The sequence below is a fragment of the Marinobacter sp. E2 genome (assembly GCF_055755345.1).
Map to the genome: position 1 here is coordinate 2,624,960 of NZ_CM146911.1, position 24,312 is coordinate 2,649,271.

Consider the following 24,312-nt stretch of genomic DNA (forward strand, 5'->3'; position numbering starts at 1 on the left):
CCCCGCGACCGACTTTTTGAGCCTGCGTAGTGCAATGCACCCCTTGTGCCAAGATTCATTACGACCATAACTTGACTTAAACGTCCTTTATTTTCAGTAATCTGGGTAGATATGTGACCGAGATCTCAAATAAGATCTATCAGACTCCGACTGTCCCTCGGCGTCAGTGGGTGACACTTTTGGTCACTTTCCTGATGAATTCAGTTGAAGAAATTTTCAAACCGAGGGTATAGGCGCGGAATAGCTTTCCAAACGTTTACTGGCCATCTAAACTCAAGGCATTCTACAAAATACCAGTTTCAGTCACTTAGACGGCGTTCTTTACCCTTTTTATGTCTACCAATAAAAGCAATATCACACTTACTGGCCTGGCAAGGCGTTTCGTGGATGATGGACTCATTGATGAAGCCGCGGCGAAAGATGCTTTCCTTCAGGCCTCTCAGAATCGCATACCCCTGATTACCTATCTAACTCAAAACGATTTGGCGAATAGCTCCAAGCTAGCTTTTTCTGCAGCCATGGAGTTTGGAGTCTCTGTCCTAGATTTATCGGCGTTACTACCCGAAATGATGCCCGAAAAGGTTGTAGACGAAAAACTCATCAGGAAGCACAACGCCCTGCCCCTATTTAAGCGGGGTAATCGGCTTTTCATAGCGGTATCAGACCCAACTAACATCCAGGCGCTGGATGAGATCAAATTTAACACCGGTCTGAGCACAGACGCTGTTCTGGTAGACGACGCCAAACTCCGGGAAGCCATAGATAAGTATCTCGAAACCCAGGACACCTCCATGGGTGACCTTGAAGACGCAGATCTTGAAGGTGTTGAAACCGAAGGAGGCGAACAAGAAGACGACGGAGCGGTTGCAACAAGCGAAGTCGACGACGCTCCGATAGTGAAATACGTAAACAAGATGCTACTGGACGCAATCCGCGGTGGCGCGTCAGACATTCACTTTGAACCTTATGAGAAGATTTACCGCGTAAGGTACCGTACTGACGGAATTCTCAAAGAGGTGTCCCGCCCCTCAATCAAACTCGCTCCGAAGATCTCCGCGCGAGTCAAAATCATGGCTCAGCTCGATATTTCCGAGCGGCGCATACCTCAGGACGGCCGCATCAAGATGAAGCTGTCCAAGACCAAAGCCATCGATTTCCGGGTGAATACACTGCCCACACTCTGGGGTGAGAAAATTGTTCTGAGGATTCTGGATCCCAGCCAAGCGAAACTGGGCATCGACGTTCTAGGTTACGAGGAAGATCAAAAGCAACTCTACCTGGATGCGCTAGAGCAGCCACAGGGCATGATACTAGTGACCGGCCCGACAGGTTCCGGTAAGACCGTCTCGCTGTATACCGGACTCAACATCCTCAATACCAATGAACGGAATATTTCCACAGCGGAAGACCCCGCAGAGATCAACCTTGAGGGTATCAACCAGGTCAACGTTAACACCAAAGTCGGCCTAGGATTTGCTGAGGCGCTTCGAGCGTTCCTGCGTCAGGATCCGGATGTCATCATGGTCGGTGAAATCCGCGATCTTGAAACCGCGAATATCGCAATCAAAGCCGCGCAAACCGGTCACCTTGTTCTATCCACGCTTCACACCAATAGTGCGGCTGAAACGCTCACGCGGATGATGAACATGGGTGTACCTGCATTTAACATCGCTACGTCAGTAAGCCTCATTATTGCTCAACGCTTGGGCCGGCGACTCTGCAATTCCTGCAAACAAGCCGCGGACATCCCCCACGATGTCCTTTTGGCGGAAGGGTTCACACAGGAACAAATTGATACAGGCTTCACGTTGTACCGCCCCAAGGGCTGTGATAAATGCAATGGAGGATATAAAGGCCGCGTCGGTATATACGAAGTGGTCAAGATTACTGACGAGTTGGCAAACATGATTATGGAAGAAGCCAGCTCTATCAAAATTGCAAAACAGGCTCAGGCAGAAGGTTTCCGCAATTTGCGCCAGTCCGCCTTGTTGAAGGTAATTGAGGGCGTAACCAGCCTTGAGGAAGCCAACCGCGTGACGAAGGATTAAGCATGGCAGAGAAAGCACAGAAGCTGGAATCGTACGTTTGGGAAGGAAAAGACCGGAAGGGCAACAAATCCAAGGGCGAGTTGACCGGTTCCAACCTTGCCCTGGTGAAGGCGCAGCTGCGCAAGCAGGGAATTATTCCGGACAAGGTCAAGAAGAAGCCCAAACCCTTGTTCGGCGGCAGCAAGAAGATTACGCCGTTTGATATCGCCATGCTGACTCGACAGTTGGCGACGATGATGAAGGCTGGCGTACCGCTTGTGCAAAGCTTCGATATTGTTGCAGACGGCCTTGAAAATAAGGGGCTTCAGGAATTGGTGATGTCAATTCGCAACGACATATCTTCGGGCACTAGTTTTGCCGGATCACTGCGGAAGCACCCAAGGCATTTCGATGATCTTTATTGCAACCTTGTCGATTCCGGAGAGAAGGCCGGTGCACTTGAGGCCATGCTCGATCGCATTGCGACCTATCTTGAGAAAACAGAAAACCTCAAGAAAAAAGTAAAGAAGGCAATGACTTACCCGATTGCCGTAATAGTTGTGGCGATCATTGTGACTGCTATCCTTCTGGTGAAAGTCGTACCTCAATTCGAAAGCCTTTTTCAAGGCTTTGGCGCAGAACTACCGGTGTTCACCCAAATGGTGGTCGAACTATCGGAATGGCTCCAGAGTTGGTGGTTTGTGGTGCTTCTCGGCATTGTGGGGGTAATCTTTCTGTTCAAGGAATCAAAGCGCCGCTCGCAGAAGTTCTCCGACTTCGTCGACAAATACGTGCTGAAGCTTCCAGTTGTAGGTGAGATTCTCGACAAATCTGCAGTGGCCAAATTCGGCCGAGTCCTCTCCACCACCTTCGCCGCTGGTGTGCCCCTTGTGGATGCTCTGGACTCGGTGGCAGGTGCTACCGGCAACGCGGTTTATCGCGACGCCATCCAGCGCATTAAAAACGATGTATCTAGTGGTACGCAGCTTCAATCCTCCATGCGTCAGCAGGACATTTTCCCTGTTATGGCCGTCCAGCTAACTGCCATTGGGGAAGAATCCGGTAACCTTGATGAGATGCTGGCAAAAGTGGCTGAGCACTACGAAGCCGTCGTAGACGACATGGTCGATAACCTCACCGCACTCATGGAGCCAATGATCATGGCGGTCCTGGGTGTTTTGGTGGGTGGCTTGATCATCGCCATGTACCTGCCAATCTTCCAGATGGGACAGGTTGTTGGGTAAGTCCTTCCCCCCTCTCCCCCAGCCCCTCTCCCGCCGGGGGAGAGGGGAGCTTAATTACCGATAACTGAGAAACTTGATGTTAAGTCTTGATACCTTCCTTTCCACACCCTGGCTCCTATACCTGACCGTCATCCTGTTCTCCCTCTGCATAGGCAGCTTCCTCAACGTCGTCATCCTCCGCCTGCCAAAAATCATGCACCGGGACTGGCGCTGTCAGTGCGAGGAGTTTCTGGAGATCCCGGAGAAGCAACGTAAGCAGGAAGAAACCATTACCCTGTCAAAGCCCGCCTCCACCTGCCCCTCCTGCGGTCATGGCATCCGGGCCTGGGAGAATATTCCGGTGGTGAGCTACCTGGTTCTGGGCGGAAAATGCGCCTCCTGCAAGGCCCGCATCTCACCCCGCTATCCGATCATCGAGGCAGTAACCGCGATCTTTTCGGTTGTCACGGTCTCATTACTGGGCCCCACCGAGGCCGCGCTCTGGGCGCTTCTGCTGGTCTGGGCATTGATTGCGCTGACGGTGATCGACTTTGATACCCAGTTGCTGCCAGACAGCATCACCCTGCCCCTGATGTGGCTGGGATTGGTGCTGAATTACTTTGGCGTGCTCACTGAGTTCACCAGTGCCTTCTGGGGCGCCGTCGCCGGCTATCTATCGCTCTGGTCGGTGTACTGGCTATTCAAGATCGTCACCGGCAAGGAAGGCATGGGCCACGGTGATTTCAAGCTGTTGGCGGCATTGGGCGCCTGGCTGGGCTGGCAGCTTCTGCCGGCGGTGATTCTGCTGTCCTCTGTGGTAGGTGCGGTTGTTGGCATCAGCCTGATGGTGTTCAAGAAGCATGGGCGTGAGGTGCCGATTCCCTTTGGTCCGTATCTGGCGACCGCGGGCTTGCTCTGCCTGTGGTTTGGTCCGGAAATCCAGGCGTTCTGGTTCGGTTATCTGGGGGTCTGAGTGGCAATTGTAGGCCTCACCGGGGGTATTGGTTCCGGCAAATCCACGGTGGCGCGTCTCTTTGGGGAGCTCGGCGTGCACTGGGTGGATGCGGATGACGTTGCCCGCGAGGTGGTAGAGCCGGGTACGCCTGCACTCGCGCGGATTGCCGAGCATTTCGGGAGCGGCATCCTGACCGCAGACGGAGCACTGGATCGGGCCCAGCTGCGGGGCGTTGTATTTAAAGAGCCGGAGGAGCGGAAGTGGCTCGAGGGCTTGCTGCATCCGGTCATTCGGGATGAGCTTATCAGGCAATTACAGAGCCCCCTCTCCGATACGTCGGACCGCCCCTGCCCCTCTCCCGCGAGGGGAGAGGGGAGTCTGGCTTCCATCCCGTACGTTCTGCTTGTCTCTCCCCTGCTGCTCGAAACCGACCAGCACGAACTCGTGGACCGCATAATCGTCATTGATGTACCCGAGGAAACCCAGATCGCCCGCACCATGGCCCGCGACACCAACAGCCGGGAACAGGTGGAGCGGATCATTGCCGCCCAGATGCCCCGGGCAAAACGGCTTGAGCGGGCGGATGCGGTGATTGATAATGATCGGCCCATGGATGAGGTCGAACGTCAGGTTCGCGACCTGCATGAACGGTTAATGGTGGACTTTGGCTGACAGTTCTTTTCGCGCCTGGCATGCAGGCCTGCTGGCGTACCTCGCTCTCGCACTTCCCCCTGTTTCGCACGCCGCCGAGCCGGTTTTCGAGGTTCAGGAGCGGCCCGTGGCAGACATTCTGTCCCCGTCACGCCTGCCCATCGGTTTCTTTACCTTTGAGCCGGATGAGTACTGGGCCGAGCCCCGGGATTCCTACTGGCTGAAGTTCAGTAACTGGGTCTTGCGCCAGGAGCGCATTCAAAGCCCCAAGGTACAATCCCTGGGACAGTGGGCCGACCGCACCCTCTCCGGAAGCGAACGAAGCCTGCCCAATAACGAAAGCTACTTGCGCCTGGGCTTTGCCACCGAATCCGAGTACGGCGATCCGGCCCAGTTCGAACCCGAAGCCCGATTCCGGCTGGACATCCCAACAACCGAACGCAAACTGCGACTGGTTATCGAGAGTGAAAGTGACGAACTCATTCCACTTGGCGAGCGCCAGCGCGACCGCCAGCTAACCGAACCCGAGCGGTCCGATACCGAAGCCACCGGCGCCCTGCGCTATCTCACCCGCATTGGCGACGCCATTAACTTTTCCAGCGATGTGGGTGTACGCCTGCGGCTCCCGCCGGATGCCTTCTGGCGCGCTACCGCAGAGAAGCGATGGAGACTGGACGATAACTGGATCATCAACGCCCAGCAGCGGTTGTACTACTTCCATCAGGACGGCTGGGGCGAGCGCACCTGGATAGGAGCCGGAAGGCCAACCTGGAATGGCTGGTATTTCCGCTCATCCTCCGAGCTCGAATGGATTCACCGGGAGAAGGAATTCGTAGCGGCGCAGATTTTCAGTCTGCGCAAACAGATGAATAACCGGCTGATTGTAACTCCCCGAATCGGCGTGCTCGGCGAGAGCAAGCCGGGATGGCGTACAACCTCCGCCTTCGGCGACGTCACCTTCCGCTACCGCCTGCACAGCAACTGGCTGTTTGCAGAGCTGATTCCGGCCCTTGAGTTCCCGAGGGAGGACAGTTTCAAGGATCGGGCGTCACTGATTTTCCGGGTCGAGATGTTTTTCTCCGGCGTTATCGAGGAAGATCGTTTCTGATGCCAAGACACCCCTCAAGGCCTGCCGCCGAGGCGCTTACGTTAACGCCAGTGGCAATTACCCGCTCCTGTTTTCGTGACAAGTTTGGCGTACCGCGTCAGCCCGGGCTTACCCGCCATGCCCGGGCCGACCTGGTCATACAGGCTCCGTTTGATCGCGAGGACGCCTTCCGGGGCCTCGAAACAGCCAGCCACCTGTGGCTCACCTTCCAGTTTCACGAAGCCGTACGAGCCGAGTGGCGGCCCGTGGTCAGGCCCCCGCGCCTGGGAGGCAATCGCAAGATGGGTGTGTTTGCCAGTCGTTCGCCCTTCCGCCCCAACAGCCTGGGGCTGTCGGTGGTTCGCAATGAGGGTCTGGTTCGAGAGAACGATGAGCTGGTTCTGCGCATCAGCGATCACGATCTGATCGAGGGCACGCCCATTCTTGATATCAAACCCTACCTGCCGTTTGCCGATTCGCTACCTGAGGCAACGCTCGGCTGGGCCGATTCGCCCCCCACCGACAGACTGGATGTGGTTTTCCTCCCAGAGGCCGAAACGCAGCTCGCCGGGCTGCCGCCGGATCGTTACCCCGAACTGAGGGCGCTGATCGAGGATGTGGTCGCCTACGATCCACGCCCGTCCTTTCGTCGGGGCCGAGATGAGGAGCGCATTTACGGCGCCCACCTGTACGATCTGAACGTGCGGTTCCGGTTCGTGAATGGCCCGTCACAGAAGCGTGTCGAAGTGCTAACGGTCTGTTAGACTCTTACTGTTCAGTTTGTAGCCGACACAGGGAACATGTGCCTTGCCTTCAACACGGTTGTTCAGACGATTGGGAATACGGCCCTTGGCGGCGCGGTTACTGGCCTACGTGCTCCTGTTCAGTGTTGTGCTTTCGCTGGTGGCAACCGGCGTCCAGATGATTGGCGATTTCGAGCGCCGGAAAGATGAACTGCTCAGCACCCAGACCAAGGCGGCCGAGCTGGTGTCTGGCAGCATGAGCAACAATATCTGGCTGATGAATTTCAGCGAGGTGGCCAACAGCCTGGACGACATGAAAGCGGTGCCGGCCATCCAGTACGCCCGCGTGGTCACCTCCACCGGCGAGGCCTTCAGCACCGGCACCTATCCCGAGGGCCGGGTTATCTCCCAAACCTTTCCGCTGGTGTTCGACCGCTCCAACGTTCGACCACCGGAAGAAGTCGGCACTCTGACAGTCACCTCCTCCGTCGACCAGATCTATTCAGATCTGCGCAACCGGGCGCTGCTGAACCTGCTGTTCCAATCCATTGTGGTGATGCTGGGCACACTGGGGCTCCTGATCATCGTTCGCCTGACCTTGTCACGACACCTGGAGGCCATGGCCGATTACGCCGCCCGTCTGAATCTCGACGCCCTGGTCGACCCGCTGAAGCTCAAGCGCAAGGCACCACGAACACCCGATGAGCTCTCCGAGCTGGAACAGGCTCTCAACAAGATGCGCCTGCAAATCCTTGAAGACACCCGCTCCTTGCGCCAGACCACCATTCAGTCCCAGGGCGAACGGGATGAGGCCGTTCGCGCCAATCACGCCAAGAACCAGTTCCTGGCCAACGTCAGCCACGAGCTGCGCATTCCGCTGCAGTCGGTGCTCGGTTACGCCAATCTGCTGACCGACACACCTCTGGATCAGGAGCAGCGGGAATACGTACACACGTTGCTGAGTGCCTCGGAAAGCCTCTCCGCCATCATCAACGACCTGTTGGACATCTCCAGTATGGAAGCCGGCAAGCTGGTACTGGACGAGATTCCCTTTGATCTGCGGGAAACCCTCAACGATCTGGTGCACATGCTGGGCGCTCGTGCCCGGGAAAAGGGGCTGGCCCTGGAGCTGCGTGTTGACGAGAACCTGCCCTGGGCCCTGAAGGGCGACCCGGTGCGCATTCGCCAGATACTGCTCAACCTCACCTCCAACGCCATCAAGTTTACCGATTCCGGTCACGTGCTGATCAGCATCGAAGTGCTGAGACGCAGAGACGACAAGGCACGTATACGCCTGGCTGTGGAGGACACCGGCGTGGGCATCAATCCGGAGGATATTCCCCTGGTGTATGAGCCTTACGTGCAACTGGGGCAACAGTTCCAGCGCCAGCTGCCTGGAGCAGGCCTGGGACTGACCATCTGTAGGCAGCTGGTAAACCTGATGGACGGTTCCATGGACCTGGAAAGCCGGCCCGGGGAAGGGTCCACCTTCTGGATGGAGCTCACCCTGCCCGTTGCTCCAGAGAGCGCAACCCGGGTACGCCCAGACACCCGGATGGTAAAAAACCGCCGGATACTGGTGGTGGATTCCTACGAGCTGTCGCGCAAGATCACCCTGGAGATGCTGTCCCGGCATGAGGTGCACATTGAAGCCGTGAAGTCCGCCGGAGAGGCGCTCACCTCCCTACGCACAGCCTTTGACGGCCAGCAACCGTTCGACGCCATCATCCTCGACGGCTTCGTGCCGGACATGGACAGCGATCTGCTTTGCCGGCAGATTCGCAGCAACCCGCTCTGGGCCGACATGCGCCTGCTGATTCTCTCTTCCAACCCCCAGCGGGGCGATGCCGAGCATTTCCGCCAGGCCGGTGCCGACGCGTTTTTGAGTAAATCGCTTCGGGAATCCTGCCTGACACCCATCCTGAACCAGCTGTTTGCCGATGCGGCCCGGGAAGAGCGGCGTTTCCTCACCCGGTTCTCCCTGCAATCTGTGTCCGACACCGCCCGCCGCCGGGAACTGCCGTGCGGTCGGATGAAGGTGTTGTTGGTGGAAGACAACCCGGTCAACCGAACCCTCACGCGTCGCCTGCTGGAAAAACTCGGCTGCGACGTGATGACCGCCAACGATGGCGAGGCTGCAGCCAGTCTCTGGCAGTGGCACCCGTTCGATCTGGTGTTCATGGACTGCGTGATGCCTCGCATGGACGGCTTTGAAGCCACCCGCCGGCTCCGCGAGTGGGAGAAAACCCACAATCGGGCCCGCACTCCGGTGGTCGCCCTGACCGCCAGTGCCATGGAAGAGGACGAGGAGCGCTGTCGCCGCTGCGGCATGGATTCCTTCGTCGCCAAGCCTGTCAATATTGAAATGCTGCGGGCAGTGCTGGAACAATACTGCAAGGCATCGGCCACACCCTCCGAGTGAGGCGCCGATAGCCAGCGATTTCCATTGTTCCGTTAAACTGACCAAGGCTGCCATGAACGTTGACTGCCCGACCTGCAAGAAATCCGTGGAGTGGACCGACTCCAACCCCTGGCGCCCCTTCTGTTCCGAGCGCTGCAAGTTGATTGACCTGGGCGCCTGGGCCAACGAGGAATACCGGGTACCCGCGGAAAACGCATCGCCGGAGGATCTCGACCAGGGCGGTGAAACCACCCGACACTGAGCCCACCAAGGTCAATCAAGAACGCTCAGGTTAACGCGGACTTACTGCCATTTAAGTTGAGTGGTGCCAAACGCCCCGTTAACATACCGCCAATCTGTCCATAACCAAGAAGGTGTACGTATGAAAGCGACCCGGATTTCCCTGATGCTTCTCTCACTGGCGGCTGCTCCGGCTTTCGCGGGTGATGTCGACCTGAGCCTTACCAATGACTCAGTGAAAGGCCAGGTAAACTTCTTTGGCAGCAACAACGATCTGCAGCTGGGTACCGGTTACACCTACCACGAGGGCGGGCGCGACATCTTCAACGCGGATTTCCATGCCCAGGGCCGTACGGCCATCGGTAACCTGCCTACCACCGCCGGGATCGGCATGCGCGGCATCTACTGGGATCAGAACCGGGCCGATGGCGGCGCTGTTGGCCTTGGTGGCTTCGCCACCGTGAACATTCCCCGCGTGCCGGGCCTGTCCTTTACCGGCGGCCTGCATTATGCGCCCAGCATCCTGTCGTTTGGCGACTCCGATGATATGACCAGCCTGGAGCTGCGCGGCAGCTATCGGGTTATCCGCAACGCCGAGCTGTTCGCTGGCTACCGTTACCTGAACACCGAGATTGAAGGTACCAACCGCGACGTGAATCTCGACGAGGGCGTTATGGCTGGCATGAAGATCTTCTTCTGACCCGCAGCCCTGCGCGGGCGCCCGAACCGGGCGCCCGCTCTTCTGGAACCCCCCCTCTCCATCCTTTGTGCTTCTCCTCACGCTTTCCCTGATTGACCACTGCTAGACTGACGACCTGTATTTCCTGCACGGACAGCTCAGGCATGCGACTCTCTCTCGGATTACTCCTCTCCTCCATACTTCTATTGGCAGCCGGGTGCGGCAGCGGCGAGGACGCCGTGGAGGGTGCCCGGAACGAGCCCAATGATTTCGGAAGCAGTAAAAACCCGGCCAACGATTTCAGCTCCGGGAGCACCGGTGACTCCAACAACACCAGTGGCCTGGCGCGCAATGAAGTGAGGATCACCATGGAGGTGCCCGCCGGAGTTACATCCGAGGGCACGCCAACCCGGAGAAACCTGAGGATCGTTCAGCCCGACAGGGTGAGCGTTTACTTTACCAACACCGCCTTGCAAAACCTGGGCGAACCGGCCATCGAAACCCGCACCGACGAGCAGGGCTTTACCGTTATCGGGTTCACCAACGGGCTGCCCCTCGGCCCGAATGTGGTGATCGAGGCAAGTTTTGACAACACCGTGATGCGCGCGCTGGCGGCCGACGCCGATCGCGATGTCAAGGTGAATCCGTTCTCCGAATATCTGGTACGCAATACACTTGCCCGCTACACCAGCACGGAGTTTCAGGGCATTCTGGATTGCGTGAATGACGCCGGCGGCGAGTTGTGCCTGAACAAGTATGTGTGGTCGACGCTCGCCGACCAGGTCCACGATTTCGAGATTGAGATCCCCTCTAACCTGGGCCTCTCCGGTGCCCTCGACCTCCTGGAAGCACGCGGCGATTTCGCACGCTACGTCAGCGCCATGGCCGATTACGCGCTTCTGGATGAAAACTCCTCCGGGAAAATCAGCGCCAGCTCCGCCGATTACAATTCGGTATTCCTCGGTATCGAACTGGGCCAGACGTTCCTTGAACCCTCGATCAGCGGGTCTGGCCAATGGGGCATCCGGACAGCACAGGAGGAAGTGCTTACTGACGCCAACGGCACCGGTTACGTCTACCCCGCTCTGACTCTGACCAGCTTCGACGCCTTCGGCATTAACGTCACCTCCCTGGCCAACGACATTCCCTACGATCGCGAGGCCCTGATCCACGAGCAGGGCAACAATTTCTACCTCAGGGGCTCCGAACGCTGGGAGCGCAACACCCACGCCTCCTCCCCGGGTGCGGCAACCCTGCTCAGCGATACCCGCCTGTTGGCTGGCCGGGCCCTGTTCCAGAGCATTACCGGTAGGGGTAGCTCCACCATCATCGGCTGGACCCGCAACCCTTACTATCTTGACGCCTTCACCAGCGTGCCGCCCGACAATACCACAGGCCCCGACCGGGTTATCAGCGGCTATTTCACCGCAGGCAAGGCCATTGAACTGGAACCGGTGGGCGAGCGCCTGGAGAGACTGAGCACGCTCGAAGATCACTATCTTTCCGTACTCGAAATCAACCTGCTCAGAGAGGATGGTTTCAACGCCGACATCCTCGACAACCGAGACTACAACGTGGTGTATCTGAGCTCCCGATTCAGCGAAGATGCAACGCCCCTGGCGGTAGAGAGCGGCTTCGGCACCTGGCAGATCGACTGGCAAACGGATTCCGGAAACGTGGTCCAGGCGCAAGCGGTCACCACCGTACAGCGTGATTCCTCAGGCTCGGTTACCAGCGACAACACCGGCACCCGGACCCAACCCTGGACACTCAGCAGTCGGACGGCCCGGCTCAGTAATGGCAACCGCGATATTGGCCGACTGAACCTCGACATCAGCACCCCCTCCGGCGATCTGGAGCAGCCCGACCTGGGGGTTGGCGCCAGCACGCCCGATGGCAGCCTGCTGGCGTTCAATCTGGATGACAGCGGCTTTGGTGACGGCCTGCTGATTGCCGGCGAGCAGACCAGCAACAGCGCGCCCACCACCGGACAGTTCCGCCTTCAGGGCGTAGCATTGGGTCTGGCACCCGACGCCAACCGCCTGAGGCATTTCGACAATGCCCTTCTGCGCATCGACTCAGGCACCCAGGCAACGCTTTCATCGGTTACGTTGAACAGCACACATGATGTTGCCAATCAAACGGTTACAACCCCGAAGCTCGTGGAGCAATCCGATGTCAGCCTGACCTACAATGGCACGTTGGGTGGCGGTCAGGTCAGGTTTACGTCTGGCCCTCTCACGATGGAGGGGTTCTACACGGCCAGCCAGGACCAGTTCTACCTCAGATACCGCACCACCGCCGGCGATGAGGAGCAGATCGGCCTGGTCCTCGCAACGCGGCTGCCGTAGAGGGAATTGCCGGACCTGAGCCAAGACGCAGACGCGCCCGTATAACCTGTTATAATTATTGCTATATCGGCTTTAACGAGAGGTTTTATGTCTGCAGGTAAACGGGCGTTTGTGCTTCTGGTGCCCCTGATTGCGTTCGCTATCGGTGGCGGCTTTTACGTGCCGGACGCCAGCCTTGCCCAACGACAATCCGACAACACCGGCTCTGAGCCGGCTTTGGCATCACTCCCCCCGCTGCCAGGCTGGGCCAACGAGCCATTGCCAGACTTTTCCCAGTATCAGGACACTACCCAGAAAAAAGCGGAGTTTTTCTCCTTCCTGTATCCGAGGATCGTTCTGGCCAATTCCCGTATTCTCATTGAACGCGATTATCTGGATAGCCTCGCCAACAAGGACGAACTGACCGAAAAAGAATACGACTGGCTGGCCCAGCAGGCCGAGCGGCTCCGGGTGGATGCGGAACCGGGCAGCAAAGAACAGTTCGCCCTGCTGCACAAACGCCTGGATGTCATTCCGCCTTCGCTGATCCTCGCCCAGGCCGCCAATGAATCCGCGTGGGGCACGTCCCGCTTTGCCACCCAGGGCAACAACCTGTTCGGGCAGTGGTGCTTCTCCAAGGGCTGCGGCCTCGTGCCCCGGGGCCGCGAAGAGGGCGCCAGCCACGAGGTGGCCAAATTCTCCTCACCCTATCGCTCGGTACGCGCCTACATCCAGAATCTCAACCGCCATCCCACCTATCAGCTGTTGCGGGATGTGCGACTCAAGGATCGGAAAAATGAGGAACCCCTGTCGGGCATCGAACTGGCGGAAGGCCTGCTTGGCTATTCCGAAAGAGGCGAAGAATACGTAGAAGAGATCCGGGCCATGATTCATTACAACAACCTGGAGTTCTACGACGATGATTTTCGTAGCGTGGTCCGAAACCTGAAGCCTGGCAGCCTGCAACAACTGGCCTCAACACAAGCGGAAACCCAGCTCTTGCCCGGCCAGTCTTCACTGAGCGCCACTCCTAACGAAGGATAGAGATTCTCCCAGATGCTCGATTTTTTGCCCGCGCCGCTAAAGGGAACCCTGGCGGCCCTGCTGATCCTGTGTAACACATTAATTCTCTTTCCTGTTCTGATGGTGTTCGCGATCGTGAAACTGGCGTTACCCTTAACGTCCGTGCGCAAGGCCTGCACCGTTATTCTCAACAACATTGCGTGGGTCTGGATCGGCTTTAACAACCTGCTCATGGACCTGCTGCATCGGGTAGCCTGGGATGTTCGGGGCGCCGACAACCTCAGCCGCCAGCACTGGTATTTCGTAACCTGCAATCACCAGAGCTGGGCCGACATTCCCGCTATCCAGTATGTGCTCAACAGTCGCATCCCACTGCTGAAGTTCTTTCTGAAGAAACAGCTGATCTGGGTTCCCTTTCTGGGCATCGCCTGGTGGGCACTGGATTTTCCCTTCATGCATCGCCACACCAAAGAACAAATCGCCAGGCGCCCTGAGCTGAAAGGCAAGGATGTGGCGGCTACTCAGGCGGCCTGCGAGAAGTTTCGTTATACCCCCGTAACCATCTTCAATTTCATGGAAGGCACGCGGTTCACCCAGGAGAAACACGACCGCCAGAATTCCCCTTACCGAAACTTGCTGAAACCCAGGGCCGGCGGCACCGCGTTTGTGCTGGGCGCCATGGGTGAGATGATTCACACCATGCTGGATGTCACCATCGTATATCCGGAAGGCAAGGCGGGGTTCTGGGATTATCTGTGCGGACGAATCCGGCGCATCATCATTGATATCCGGGTACGGGAGATACCAGGCGAATTCCTGGGTATGGACTACGAGAACAACCGGGAAACGCGGGTTGCGTTCCAGCGTTGGGTAAGCCAGATCTGGGCAGAAAAAGATAACCGGATAGAAGCACTCAAGGCCGAATCGCCGGTCTGATCCTAACGCTACAGGAGCCCGAGCTCCCGGGCTTTTACGATGGCCTGTGTCCGGGACTTCACCTCCAGCTTGGCATTGATACGCCGGGCGTGTGTCTTCACCGTATGCAGTGAAATGTGCAGCTTATCGGCAATTTCCTGATTCGAGAGCCCCTTGGCGATCAGCTCCAGAACGCCCTGCTCACGCTCACTGATGGGTTCAGGCAGGGACTCTGCGCCCAGGGTCGTTTCCTGCAGTTCAAAAAGACCGCCCAGCGCGCTCTTGAATGGCCCTTCGGGCAGCAGGCCAAAGGTCTTCTCCATAACCTCCTGCAGCTCGCTCCGCAATTCCACGAAGGGACTGATGAAGTGCTCACGGGCCGCTTCGGCCACCGCAGCCTGCAGTGCCTTCTGGGCAGCCGTTGTACCCTTTTCATCCAGGAGGATGACCGATTCCAGCAAGCGCATATGCAGCTCCACGCCCCGTGGAATAACACCCTCGTAGCGATCGCGAATACCCTGAAGGATCTTCCTGGCGCGAATCAGGTCGCCCTTCGCCATATCAACGCGCACCTGAAGGCAATCCAGCAGCCCCGGCATCATGGGGAACAGTTCGGGAACACAGCCGGCTTCTCGATATGGCGCCAGTTTCTGCACCGCCTGCTCGGCGCTGTCGATCTGATTCTGAGACAGCCAGCAGTTGGCCTTCAGCGCTTCAAGAACCGGCACGAACAGGGATTCGTCCACCTGCCAGGCGTGCATGGTACGCTCCGCCCGGCCAATCCAGACAAAGGCGTCCTCAACCCGGCCCTGGGCACGACACATCAGAACCCGGATAGTCATTGCCAGCAACAGGCCCAGATCCCGGGTCTGCTCCGCATGACGACCGCAGGTTACCAAAAGGCGATCCGCCTCCGCTTCCCGCCCCTGATGCCATAGTACCAGGGCAAGATTCAGCTGAAGCCGGGTTTCACCAATCCGGGCCGGACGTGCCAACTCCTGCATCGTGGTGTCCAGCCCCGTGCGAAGCAATTGCTCGGCGTGCTTGAGTGCGCCCTTTCCAAGTTCAATCCGGGCATGGGCATACACCGCCAGCGCCTCCGAACCGGAATCTCCGGCTTCCCGAGCCAGTTTTGACGCTATCCGGTTCGCTTCCCGGGCTTCCTGAAAGCGACCGAGGGCGCACAGCGCACTTGACCGCACCATCTGGGTCACCAGTTGGCCCTGGGGGCTCATCTCGCCCCCGGCCATCGCCCGGTCTGCCATTGCCAGTGCCGGGCCCACGCTGCCCTCACCCCGCAGGATAAACGCCCGGAGCGCGGCGATTCGGGTAGCCTGAGACTCAGCATCCTCTGCCGACAGACCTTCAATGAGTGCGCGGGCCTGCCGAAACTGGCCGCCGATCGCGTGCACCCAGCTGTAGACAATCTTCAGGCGCACACTGCGTTCGAGCAGTTGCGCCGGCAGGCTCTTGCGAAGCCGGAGCAGAGAGGCGGTATCCTGACCCAGAAGCAAAGCCTCCGACCCTTCTGAGGCAATCTGGATGACCTCATCCGCGTCACCGGCGAGCAGTGCGTACTTGAGCGCTTCGGGAAACTGGTCACGTGCACCAAACCATCGACTGGCCTGCAGCATTCGCTCTGCGTATCCCGCCATCGCGGGTGATTGCAGCCACTCCTGAAGTAGCGGGTTCAACCGGTACCAGCGCCCGCGACCGGGCATCGACCTCAATGGCAACCCCTTTTCCAGGGCCTGCGATGGCAAAAGGCCGACCTCCGGCAACAGGGGCGCCAGTGCCAGGAAAAGCTCATCTGAACACAGTTCGAGTTCCGCTATGCCTCGCATGGCCCGGATCTGGCCAGGCGTGAGCTGGCCAAGCACCGATTCCTTGAGAAACCGCTCAACACAGGGCGTTTCCTGGATTGGCTTGCGCTCAAGATTACGGAAAACCTCACGACGATACAGGGCCAATGGTGTGGCCCAGCCCTCTGTCCTGTCATACAGGCTGTCAACCGCCACGCTGGTGATCTGACTGCTCTCGGTCGCTGATCGGAAGAAGTCAAAGGTTTCCGAGCGGGAAAATTCCAGGGCGTCGACACCAATGCGCGTAAACCGGTTTTCAAGCTCGAGGCTGTGGGTCTCGAAGGGCAGCGCTTTGCGAGAAATCAAGACAACGGAACAGCCTGAGGGGCAATCGCAGACCAGTTGCTGGAGCACATCCACAACCGCCGGATTGCTCAGGTTCTGCAGATTATCCAGAACCAGCACCTTCGGCTGTTGCCCGCCGCTGCGAGCCATGGCCATCAACATCAGGGAGAGCAGGTCCGAGAAGCTCGCGCCGCCCTGGACGCCCTGCTCGAGGGTTTCCGGCAAATTCAGGGCAATGGAAAGTAGAGTGAGAAAACGCGACGGGGCGTTATCCTGGGCGTTCAGGGAAATCCAGCGAACCTGCTCCTCAGGCACATGAGAGGCGTCGAGCGCACTGACCAGGCTGTGAGATTTGCCGTAACCACAGGGGGCCTCCAGAAAAAGCACACCTCTGGAGCTCAGAGCGTCGGCAATTTTCTGATCCAGCCTGGGGCGTTTCAGTGCATCGGACGGAATACGGGGAACCTGAACCCTCTGGCTCAATAGATCCCGGACCAATTCACCCCGCTGAAGACCGCCGTTTGCTGACTGGAACTCGTCGTTGGCTGCACAGCCATCATTCAATGGTTTCACGCACTGCCCCTTTCAATCCGTAACGGGCATCCTGTCCCCGTCGGAAAAGTGGTTCTTAACAGGCACTCCAATATGGCGACCGACATCGGGTACGCCTTTAGTATGAGTGAGAGGTTAAACCAATTGAGGGGTGGGCTGCAAAATTTTGACGTGAAAGGATTTTATAGCGCGATAAAAAAACGGCGGACCCGAGGGTCCGCCGTTTGTCCGATCCAGCCCGGTTTACCGGGTACCGGCCCGACGCAGAGCGGCGGGGGTGTAATCCCGTGAGCGACGCTCAACACCGAAGGTGTACGGCTCTTCTTCCTCGTTGGTCAGGCCCAGGGCCAGATAACGACCGGACAGCAGATCGTACAGGACTTCGATGGCGTACCAGGGAACCACCTGATCGTAGAACTGCATGGCGTGAGCTTCCGCTACCCGCCAGAGTTCGCCACGACCGTCGTAGTGGTCGATGACCGCGGCCTGCCAGGAGTCTTCGTCAATGTAGAAGTCACGCTGCGCATAAATGTGGCGCTCACCTTCCTTCAGAGTTGCACGTACGTGCCATACACGGTGCAGTTCGTAGCGGGTGAAGTCCTGATTGATATGACCAGCCTTGATGATCTGGTCGTAGGTCAGGCTCGGATCAACCAGCTTGTAGGAGTTGTACGGGATGTACATTTCCTTCTTGCCGATCAACTCCCAGTTGTAACGATCCGGTGCACCGTTGAACATGTCAAAGTTATCGGAGGTACGCATACCGTCGGCTGCGGTACCCGGGCCATCGTAGGCAACCTGGGGTGCGCGGCGAACGCGACGCTGGCCCGCGTTGTATACCCAGGCACGACGCGGCTCGGCAACCTGGTCAATGGTCTCATGCACCAGCAGCACGTTACCGGCCAGACGCGCCGGAGCGGTGATCGCCTGCTTGAAGTAGAACAGCACGTTCGGGTCCATGCCCGGCTCAAAGTCTTCCAGGTAGGTTCTCCAGGTCAGCTCGTCCTGGAATTTAACCACTGAGAAGTCACCGCTTTCTGTCGGCGTTACCTGCCCGACGTTACGCATGACAGAGCCACCGCGATAACGGGTGATGTGGTTCCAGATGACTTCCAGACCGTTCTGGGGAATTGGGAACGGCGTTGCAGACTTGTAATTGCCCAGGCCGTTACCGTTCTTGATCAGTTCCACCTCGGTGGCGTTTTCCATGGTCTGCTGCATGACAGGCTCTGGATACGCAGCCGAGCGGTGCGTCTCATAGACCGGCATGAAGTAGTCATCGTAACGCTTGATCATGGCAACCTGGCCCGGGGACAGGTTGTCGGCGTACTGGTCCACGTTACTCTGATCGATTGTGAACTTCGGCTTTTCATTGGGGTACGGGTTTACATAGACACCGTCGCCCTTGTAATTCGCCGGAGGTGTGGTCAGACCGCCTGTCCAAGCAGGAATCGCACCGCCGTTACCGGCTTTCTCGGCCCCCATGGGGGTCAGCGAATTACCCAGCTTGGCCGCTTCTTCAGCAGAAACCGCACCCCAGGCCTGACCAGCAAACATGGTTGCTGCCAGAACGCCTGTGGCCAGTAGTTTCTTGTTCAGTTTCATTTAAATTACCTCGTTAAACGAATTCTTTCCGGTTCAGAATGAGTAGGAAACGCTGGCACTCACGAAATCACGGTCAGTCAACTCGTTGTACGGCTTGCCGCCGAAAAAGTTTGTATAACCGATCTCACCGGTAATCTTGTTCTGGTATACCGCTTCCAGAGACAGGCCGATGGCTTTGCTGCCCTCGTTAAAGGCGCCGCCCGGCTGCGGGCTGTAACCCTGCACATCGTGGCTCCAGGCCAGCTGCGGCGACAGATTCACACCAGCCAGTGCGTTCGGGTAGCTCCACACCAGGCGGGTACGGTAACCCCAGGAGAAGTCGGTTGTGAAGCCTTCGTTGTTACAGTAGTTGACGTTGATGTTCGCGCCGGCCCGACAGAAATCTCCTGTGAAATTCGGCCCTTCCAGAGGCAGCGTTCCAATCCCGAAGGTACCGGAGCGTCCGTAACGAGCCTCGTCAGGATCTGGCAGGTCGTGGATGTAGGTCGCACCAAATTCGGTAATCAGAGACAGGCGGCTGGCTCCCATCACCTGGTCAAAGAACTTGATCAGAGTGAACTGCGCCTGAGACACGTTGAAACGATCGTACCCTGCAACCGGCTTACCGGCGAGGTTGGCACCATTGGTCTCAGCCAGACGCTGGCGCTCAAGGTCACTCAGGATTTCACCGTTCGGCCCACGCTGCTGAAGACCACCGAAGATCAGCTCAAAAGCGTTCCACTGGAGCGGGACGTTGTCACGGAAGCTGTACTCGGCGCCCAGTGACCAGCCACCGGGGGTGGTGGTGTTGATGCTGATGCCGTACAGGTTGATGTTTTCCGGGTACTCGATAAAGTAGCTCGGGAACGTGGACGGCGGCAGATTCGGATCGCTCTGCTGGTTGGTACCCGGATTCGACGGGTTGTTCACCAGACCACTGACATACGGCAGGCGACTGTTGTACTTGATGTAGTAGAAACCCAGTTCCGAATCGTTCAGCTCGGGCACGTACCACCGGATCGCCATACCGAACTGATCCTTGGAGTCGGCTTCCTGGTCACCCAGACGCGGGGCGATGAAGCCTTGGGCAAATGCCTGGGAATCCGGCAGCTGGCCAGCCAGCAGCACCGGGCCACAGCCGTCAGCGGCAAAGTCGTTGGTGGAGAAGAAGGTACCGCAGTCGTCCGGGCGTACAGGCTCCCAGTCCGCCTGAACAAAGGTCTCGACAGTGACGTTCTCGGTCACGCCCGCCGACATGTAGAACATTTCAACCGGCAGCAGGGCGTCTTTCAGTTCGGAGCCTGGCGCACGGAACGCAGGTACGTCAACCGGGTTGATAACGTTGATACCGCCCTGGATGAAGGTACTCTCACCCCAGCTCAGAACCTGCTTACCGTAACGAACGCTGACCGGAATGTTTCCGAAGTACCAGTCCGAGAATACGTAGGCGTCCAGAATCTCACCGCCAGAGGCGTTGTCTTTGGCCTCTTCGTTGAGTTCGCGACGCTGGCCAACAAAGTCAACGGCACGGCTTTCGTCTTTCAGTTCGAAGTCGTACCAGTAACGGCCGCGCAGAAGACCACCGACACGGGTGAGGTAGGAGCTGTCAACGTTGTAGTTGAGATAGAGCTCACTGTTACCCTTCACGATCTTGGAGTAGGTGTCGCCACTCTCGAAGTTCAGGTTGCCGTCGTCGTAGTTGTTGGTGGAGGCACCAATGTTGGCAAGGGGCTGACCGGGTGTGTATTCCGGGCCAAGGTTACCCTGGCCAATCAGTCGCTTGTCACGGTCTTCAACCCGCCAGCCGGCACCGGCAGACAGTGTGGTGTTGAACTGGGCTTCAACGTCTCCCAGATAAAACGATAGTGCGGATGCTTGGCCGGACATACCGGCTGCAACTGCCACGGCCAGCGGTAACTTGGTCCAACGCTGCCATTGATGTGTTTTTCTTGTCATTGGAAGGCTACTCCATTGTTGTTCTGAGTCGCTGCTCTGATTATTGGTGTTCACGATGTATTGGAGGCTTCATGCACAGTGCTCGTGATGTTGGCACTATAGCTAACGCCCTGTGGCGCTTTGATCAGTCAAAAGTATGATTTTGCTCTCACACCCCTGTTACCGCCGGGTTTCGTCGCACAAAATCACTATAGACAACAAAATTGGATGCAACCACTTTGGTTTTTGTGGTTTTTTCGCGATTCTGATGGTCGTCCCAGGTTGGGCGAAGCGCCGAGGGGATGAATGTTTCTCCGGGAACCGCTACGAGCACATCCATGTGCGCTTGACGTCGGCCATCCTTGGCCGCCGACATTCCCGGAGTAACATTCATCCCCTCGGCGCCAGGCCAATGAGTTCGCTTTCAACGGATCATGCGAGACGCGAAAAGGATTATCGGGGACGCCTACTCAAAGGTATGACTGGCAGGGGCGGGAGCCCTTCCCGGAACTGTCGGCAGCATGGATGCTGCCGTCAAGCGTACAGGGACGTATTTACAGCGTGTTTCGGGAAGGGCTCCCGCCCCTGCCACACACCGAGATTTAGAGCATCTCGATGGCCATGGCCGTGGCTTCGCCGCCGCCAATGCAGAGTGCGGCAACACCTTTCTTCTTGCCGTAGCGCTGGAGGGCGTACATCAGGGTAACCAGAAGGCGTGAGCCGGTGGAGCCGACCGGGTGGCCCTGGGCACAGGCGCCGCCGTGGATGTTGACCTTCTCCGGATCCAGGCCCAGTTCACGGATCGGCATCATGGCAACCATTGCGAAGGCCTCGTTGATCTCGAACAGGTCAACATCGTCTTTGCTCCACCCGGTTTTGGCAAACAGGGTTTCAATGGCACCGACCGGGGCACAGGTGAACTCGGACGGGTGCTGGGACTGAGTGCTGTGGCCGACGATCCGGGCCAGTGGCTTGAGGCCGCGCTTCTCGGCCTCGGATTCGCGCATCAGGACCAGCGCGGAAGCGCCGTCCGAAATGGAGGACGCGTTGGCGGCAGTCACTGTGCCGTCTTTGGCAAAGGCCGGACGCAGGGTCGGGATCTTTTCGATGTTCGCGTTATGGGGCTGTTCATCGTCTTCAACCACCACATCGCCCTTCCGGGTCTTGACGGTCACCGGGATGATCTCGTCCTTCAGCAGGCCTTCTTCGATGGCTTTTTTGGCGCGGGTCAGGGAGCGGATGGCATATTCGTCCATCTCCTCGCGGGTATAGCCCTTCTTGTCAGCCATTTCCTGGGCAAAAGCGCCCATCAGACGACCGGTCTCGGCATCTTCAAGACCATCCAGAAACATGTGGTCCTGCGGCGCCTGGCCAGGCCCCATGCGGTAGCCGCTGCGAACGCCCTGCAGAACATAGGGCGCGTTGGACATACTTTCCATGCCGCCGGCAACCATGATGTCGTTGCTGCCGGCCTTGATCAGGTCGTGAGCGAACATGGCGGCCTTCATGCCGGAGCCGCAAAGCTTGTTGATCGTGGTGGCGCCAGTATGGTCCGGAAGTCCGGCCTTGCGCATGGCCTGGCGGGCCGGGCCCTGTTTCAGGCCCGCGGGCAGTACGTTGCCCATGATCACTTCCTGAACGTCAGCCGGCTGAAGACCGGCACGCTTGACGGCCTCGGCGATGGTAATAGCACCCAGGTCGGGGGCGGTAACGCTCGCCAGGCTGCCCTGGAACCCGCCCATCGGCGTTCGTACGCCACTCACAATCACTACGTTGTCACTGCTCATAAATGAATCTCTCTGTCGTTTGTCTGGAACAATCGGTTCTCAGGGGTCTTTTCTTATGGTTTATGAGGTGCTTCGAGGTATTCCCGGGATTGCATTTCCAGCAACCGGGATTCGGTACGCTCGAATTCAAAGCCCAGTCGGCCACCGGCATAAAGCTCGGTAATCGGCGCGGCAGCCGAGATAATCACCTTGACGTTGCGGTCGTAGAACTCGTCGATCATGTTGATGAACCGGCGGGCCTGGTCGTCCTTTTCATTACCCAGCACCGGCACATTGCTGATAATGATCGCGTGGAACTGCCGAGCCATTTCGATGTAATCGTTCTGGCTTCGGGGGCCGTCGCACACGTCCTTGAAATCGAACCAGACCACGTCGTCCGCATGAGCCTGGGCAGGAATCTTGCGGCCATTGATCTCCATAGTCTTGCTGTGTTTACCGGCTTCTACCGCCAGGGCGTCAAAGCTCTTGCGCAGGCTGACATCGGCTTCTTCGTCCAACGGCGAATGGAACAGCTCAGCCTGCTCAAGAGTACGTAGCCGGTAATCCACGCCACCATCAACGTTCACCACCTCGGTGTGCTTTTTTACCAGATCAATAGCCGGCAGAAAGCGTGCGCGCTGCAAGCCATCTTTGTAGAGGCCGTCGGGCACAATGTTGGAGGTACACACCAGGGTGACGCCCCGGCTGAACAGGCCGTCCATCAGGGTGGCCAGGATCATGGCGTCGCCAATGTCGGAGACAAAGAATTCATCGAAGCAGATCACCCGGGTTTCATCGGCAAACTTCTTCGACACCAGCTCCAGAGGGTTCTTTTCGCCCTTGAGGCTTTTCAGTTCGTTATGGACCCGCTGCATGAACCGGTGAAAGTGAACCCGCATCTTGCGGTCAAACGGCAGAGATTCGTAGAACGTGTCCATGAGGTAGGTTTTGCCTCGGCCCACTCCGCCCCAAAAGTAGAGGCCTTTGACCGGTTCCTCGCGCCCTTTGCTCAGTTTGCGGCGGAGCTTGGCCATGGGCTTGTTACGATCCCTTTCGGCTTCCACGAGTTTGTCGTACAGTGACTGCAGGCGTTTGACGGCATCTTCCTGGGCTGCGTCCTTCTGGAAATCCGGGCGTTCAAGATCCTTCTGGTAACGTTGCCAGGGGGTCAGGTTCGCACTGGTTTCGGAGGACATCGCAGCTGTCATCAAGAAGTTCCCGGAGGTTGGTGGTGAATTTGGGCGCCGTATTGTCTCGCATTTGGCGATTTTTCGCCACGTTGGGCACTGACAGGAGCAATACGACGATAGGCGCAGCCGGCAATCATGGGATGATGGAGCCCGGGGCGTTATACTCGTGGTACTGGAGCTTGGCTCACTTCTAGGTAAAAGGACGACACAGCATATGACAAACCTGATTCTGGCAGCGATTGCCGCTTTGGTTGTTGGCATTGTCATCGGGGTATTTGTTGGCCGTTCCGGTCAGGGAACGACGCTCCGGCAGCGCCGGGCGGAACAGCAGATTGAGGAACTGAGAAGCGAGTACACCCGCTACCAGGCCCAGGTGAACGAGCATTTCATGGAGTCGGCCCATCTGCTGCGCCGGTTCAATGATGCCTACCGTGATGTGAACCAGCATATGGCACGCGGTGCGAATCGTCTGTGTAACGACGAGGAGTGGATGGAAGAGCTGGCTCAGGAAACGTCCAAGAAGCGCCTGGAAGAGGTCCGCGAGGACGCCGCCGAGCCACCGCGGGATTATGCGCCGAAGACTGACCCCAAGGCTGCGGGCACTCTCGCTGAGGATTTCGGACTCAAGAAGGGTGACAAGGCTCAGCAGGCCTGAGCTGGTCTTTAAACTGGGAAGTTCGATTTCCTCAGGACTGAGACTTTCGGAGAGGGCGCTGGGCAGGCACCCCTTTCCGGGAACCGCTACTAGCACATCCATGTGCGCTTGACGCCGGCCATCCCTGGCCGGCGACATTCCCGGAAAGGGGTGCCTGCCCAGCTCCGCAAACTACTGTGCAATCCTCGGCAAGCAAAATTTCCAAATAC

18 protein-coding genes are annotated in these 24,312 nt (G+C 57.9%); 13 read left to right on the plus strand and 5 right to left on the minus strand.

The features are described 5' to 3' along the window. Positions 1-332 precede the first annotated feature (332 nt). The 12 genes from pilB to AC0J1C_RS12020 all read left to right on the plus strand — a co-directional run bounded on the left by pilB (position 333) and on the right by AC0J1C_RS12020 (position 14,295). A complete protein-coding gene (gene pilB / locus AC0J1C_RS11965; protein WP_473044086.1) occupies positions 333-2,048 on the plus strand; it encodes a type IV-A pilus assembly ATPase PilB in 1,716 nt (571 codons plus the stop codon). Positions 2,049-2,050: 2 nt separating this feature from the next. Continuing rightward, positions 2,051-3,271 (plus strand): type II secretion system F family protein, encoded by a 1,221-nt coding sequence (locus tag AC0J1C_RS11970; RefSeq protein WP_473044087.1) that lies wholly within the window; start codon positions 2,051-2,053, stop codon positions 3,269-3,271. A 76-nt stretch (positions 3,272-3,347) separates the two neighbouring features. Continuing rightward, the gene (locus AC0J1C_RS11975) at positions 3,348-4,223 is read left to right on the plus strand and encodes a prepilin peptidase (RefSeq protein ID WP_473044088.1); all 876 of its coding nucleotides are present in this window, start codon (positions 3,348-3,350) and stop codon (positions 4,221-4,223) included. Next, positions 4,224-4,877: a dephospho-CoA kinase gene (gene coaE / locus AC0J1C_RS11980; RefSeq protein ID WP_473044089.1), complete on the plus strand. Its 654-nt coding sequence runs from the start codon at positions 4,224-4,226 to the stop codon at positions 4,875-4,877. Continuing rightward, complete coding sequence (locus AC0J1C_RS11985) at positions 4,870-5,964, plus strand: hypothetical protein (RefSeq protein WP_473044090.1); 1,095 nt, start codon at positions 4,870-4,872, stop codon at positions 5,962-5,964. Before coaE ends, AC0J1C_RS11985 begins: the two co-directional genes overlap by 8 nt. Continuing rightward, positions 5,964-6,707 (plus strand): tRNA (N6-threonylcarbamoyladenosine(37)-N6)-methyltransferase TrmO, encoded by a 744-nt coding sequence (gene tsaA, locus AC0J1C_RS11990; protein WP_473044091.1) that lies wholly within the window; start codon positions 5,964-5,966, stop codon positions 6,705-6,707. Before AC0J1C_RS11985 ends, tsaA begins: the two co-directional genes overlap by 1 nt. Positions 6,708-6,750: 43 nt before the next feature. Then, the gene (locus tag AC0J1C_RS11995) at positions 6,751-9,108 is read left to right on the plus strand and encodes a response regulator (RefSeq protein WP_473044092.1); all 2,358 of its coding nucleotides are present in this window, start codon (positions 6,751-6,753) and stop codon (positions 9,106-9,108) included. A 52-nt stretch (positions 9,109-9,160) separates the two neighbouring features. Beyond that, complete coding sequence (gene yacG / locus AC0J1C_RS12000) at positions 9,161-9,349, plus strand: DNA gyrase inhibitor YacG (protein WP_091986606.1); 189 nt, start codon at positions 9,161-9,163, stop codon at positions 9,347-9,349. Positions 9,350-9,469: 120 nt separating this feature from the next. Further along, on the plus strand, positions 9,470-10,027 hold the full coding sequence (locus AC0J1C_RS12005) for a YfaZ family outer membrane protein (protein ID WP_091986609.1): 558 nt from the start codon (positions 9,470-9,472) through the stop codon (positions 10,025-10,027). A gap of 143 nt (positions 10,028-10,170) precedes the next feature. Further along, positions 10,171-12,357 (plus strand): hypothetical protein, encoded by a 2,187-nt coding sequence (locus tag AC0J1C_RS12010; protein ID WP_473044093.1) that lies wholly within the window; start codon positions 10,171-10,173, stop codon positions 12,355-12,357. A gap of 87 nt (positions 12,358-12,444) precedes the next feature. After that, the gene (locus AC0J1C_RS12015; protein ID WP_473044094.1) at positions 12,445-13,380 is read left to right on the plus strand and encodes a glucosaminidase domain-containing protein; all 936 of its coding nucleotides are present in this window, start codon (positions 12,445-12,447) and stop codon (positions 13,378-13,380) included. A gap of 12 nt (positions 13,381-13,392) precedes the next feature. Next, on the plus strand, positions 13,393-14,295 hold the full coding sequence (locus AC0J1C_RS12020) for an acyltransferase (protein ID WP_473044095.1): 903 nt from the start codon (positions 13,393-13,395) through the stop codon (positions 14,293-14,295). Positions 14,296-14,303: 8 nt separating this feature from the next. On the opposite strand, the gene AC0J1C_RS12025 is transcribed toward AC0J1C_RS12020, so the two are convergent. The 5 genes from AC0J1C_RS12025 to zapE form a co-directional block, all read right to left on the minus strand. Beyond that, positions 14,304-16,994, minus strand: coding sequence for a LuxR C-terminal-related transcriptional regulator (locus AC0J1C_RS12025; protein WP_473044097.1), 2,691 nt, complete (start codon positions 16,992-16,994; stop codon positions 14,304-14,306). A 222-nt stretch (positions 16,995-17,216) separates the two neighbouring features. Continuing rightward, a complete protein-coding gene (locus AC0J1C_RS12030) occupies positions 17,217-18,578 on the minus strand; it encodes a DUF1329 domain-containing protein (RefSeq protein WP_473044098.1) in 1,362 nt (453 codons plus the stop codon). Positions 18,579-18,611: 33 nt separating this feature from the next. Further along, positions 18,612-20,513: a DUF1302 domain-containing protein gene (locus tag AC0J1C_RS12035; protein WP_091986628.1), complete on the minus strand. Its 1,902-nt coding sequence runs from the start codon at positions 20,511-20,513 to the stop codon at positions 18,612-18,614. A 581-nt stretch (positions 20,514-21,094) separates the two neighbouring features. After that, positions 21,095-22,279 (minus strand): thiolase family protein, encoded by a 1,185-nt coding sequence (locus tag AC0J1C_RS12040; protein ID WP_473044100.1) that lies wholly within the window; start codon positions 22,277-22,279, stop codon positions 21,095-21,097. 53 nt (positions 22,280-22,332) lie between these two features. Beyond that, on the minus strand, positions 22,333-23,430 hold the full coding sequence (gene zapE, locus AC0J1C_RS12045; protein WP_473046542.1) for a cell division protein ZapE: 1,098 nt from the start codon (positions 23,428-23,430) through the stop codon (positions 22,333-22,335). A gap of 232 nt (positions 23,431-23,662) precedes the next feature. Here zapE and AC0J1C_RS12050 point away from each other — a divergent pair, with 232 nt between their 5' ends. Further along, positions 23,663-24,103, plus strand: coding sequence for a YhcB family protein (locus AC0J1C_RS12050; RefSeq protein ID WP_375191665.1), 441 nt, complete (start codon positions 23,663-23,665; stop codon positions 24,101-24,103). The last annotated feature ends 209 nt before the right edge of the window (positions 24,104-24,312 follow it).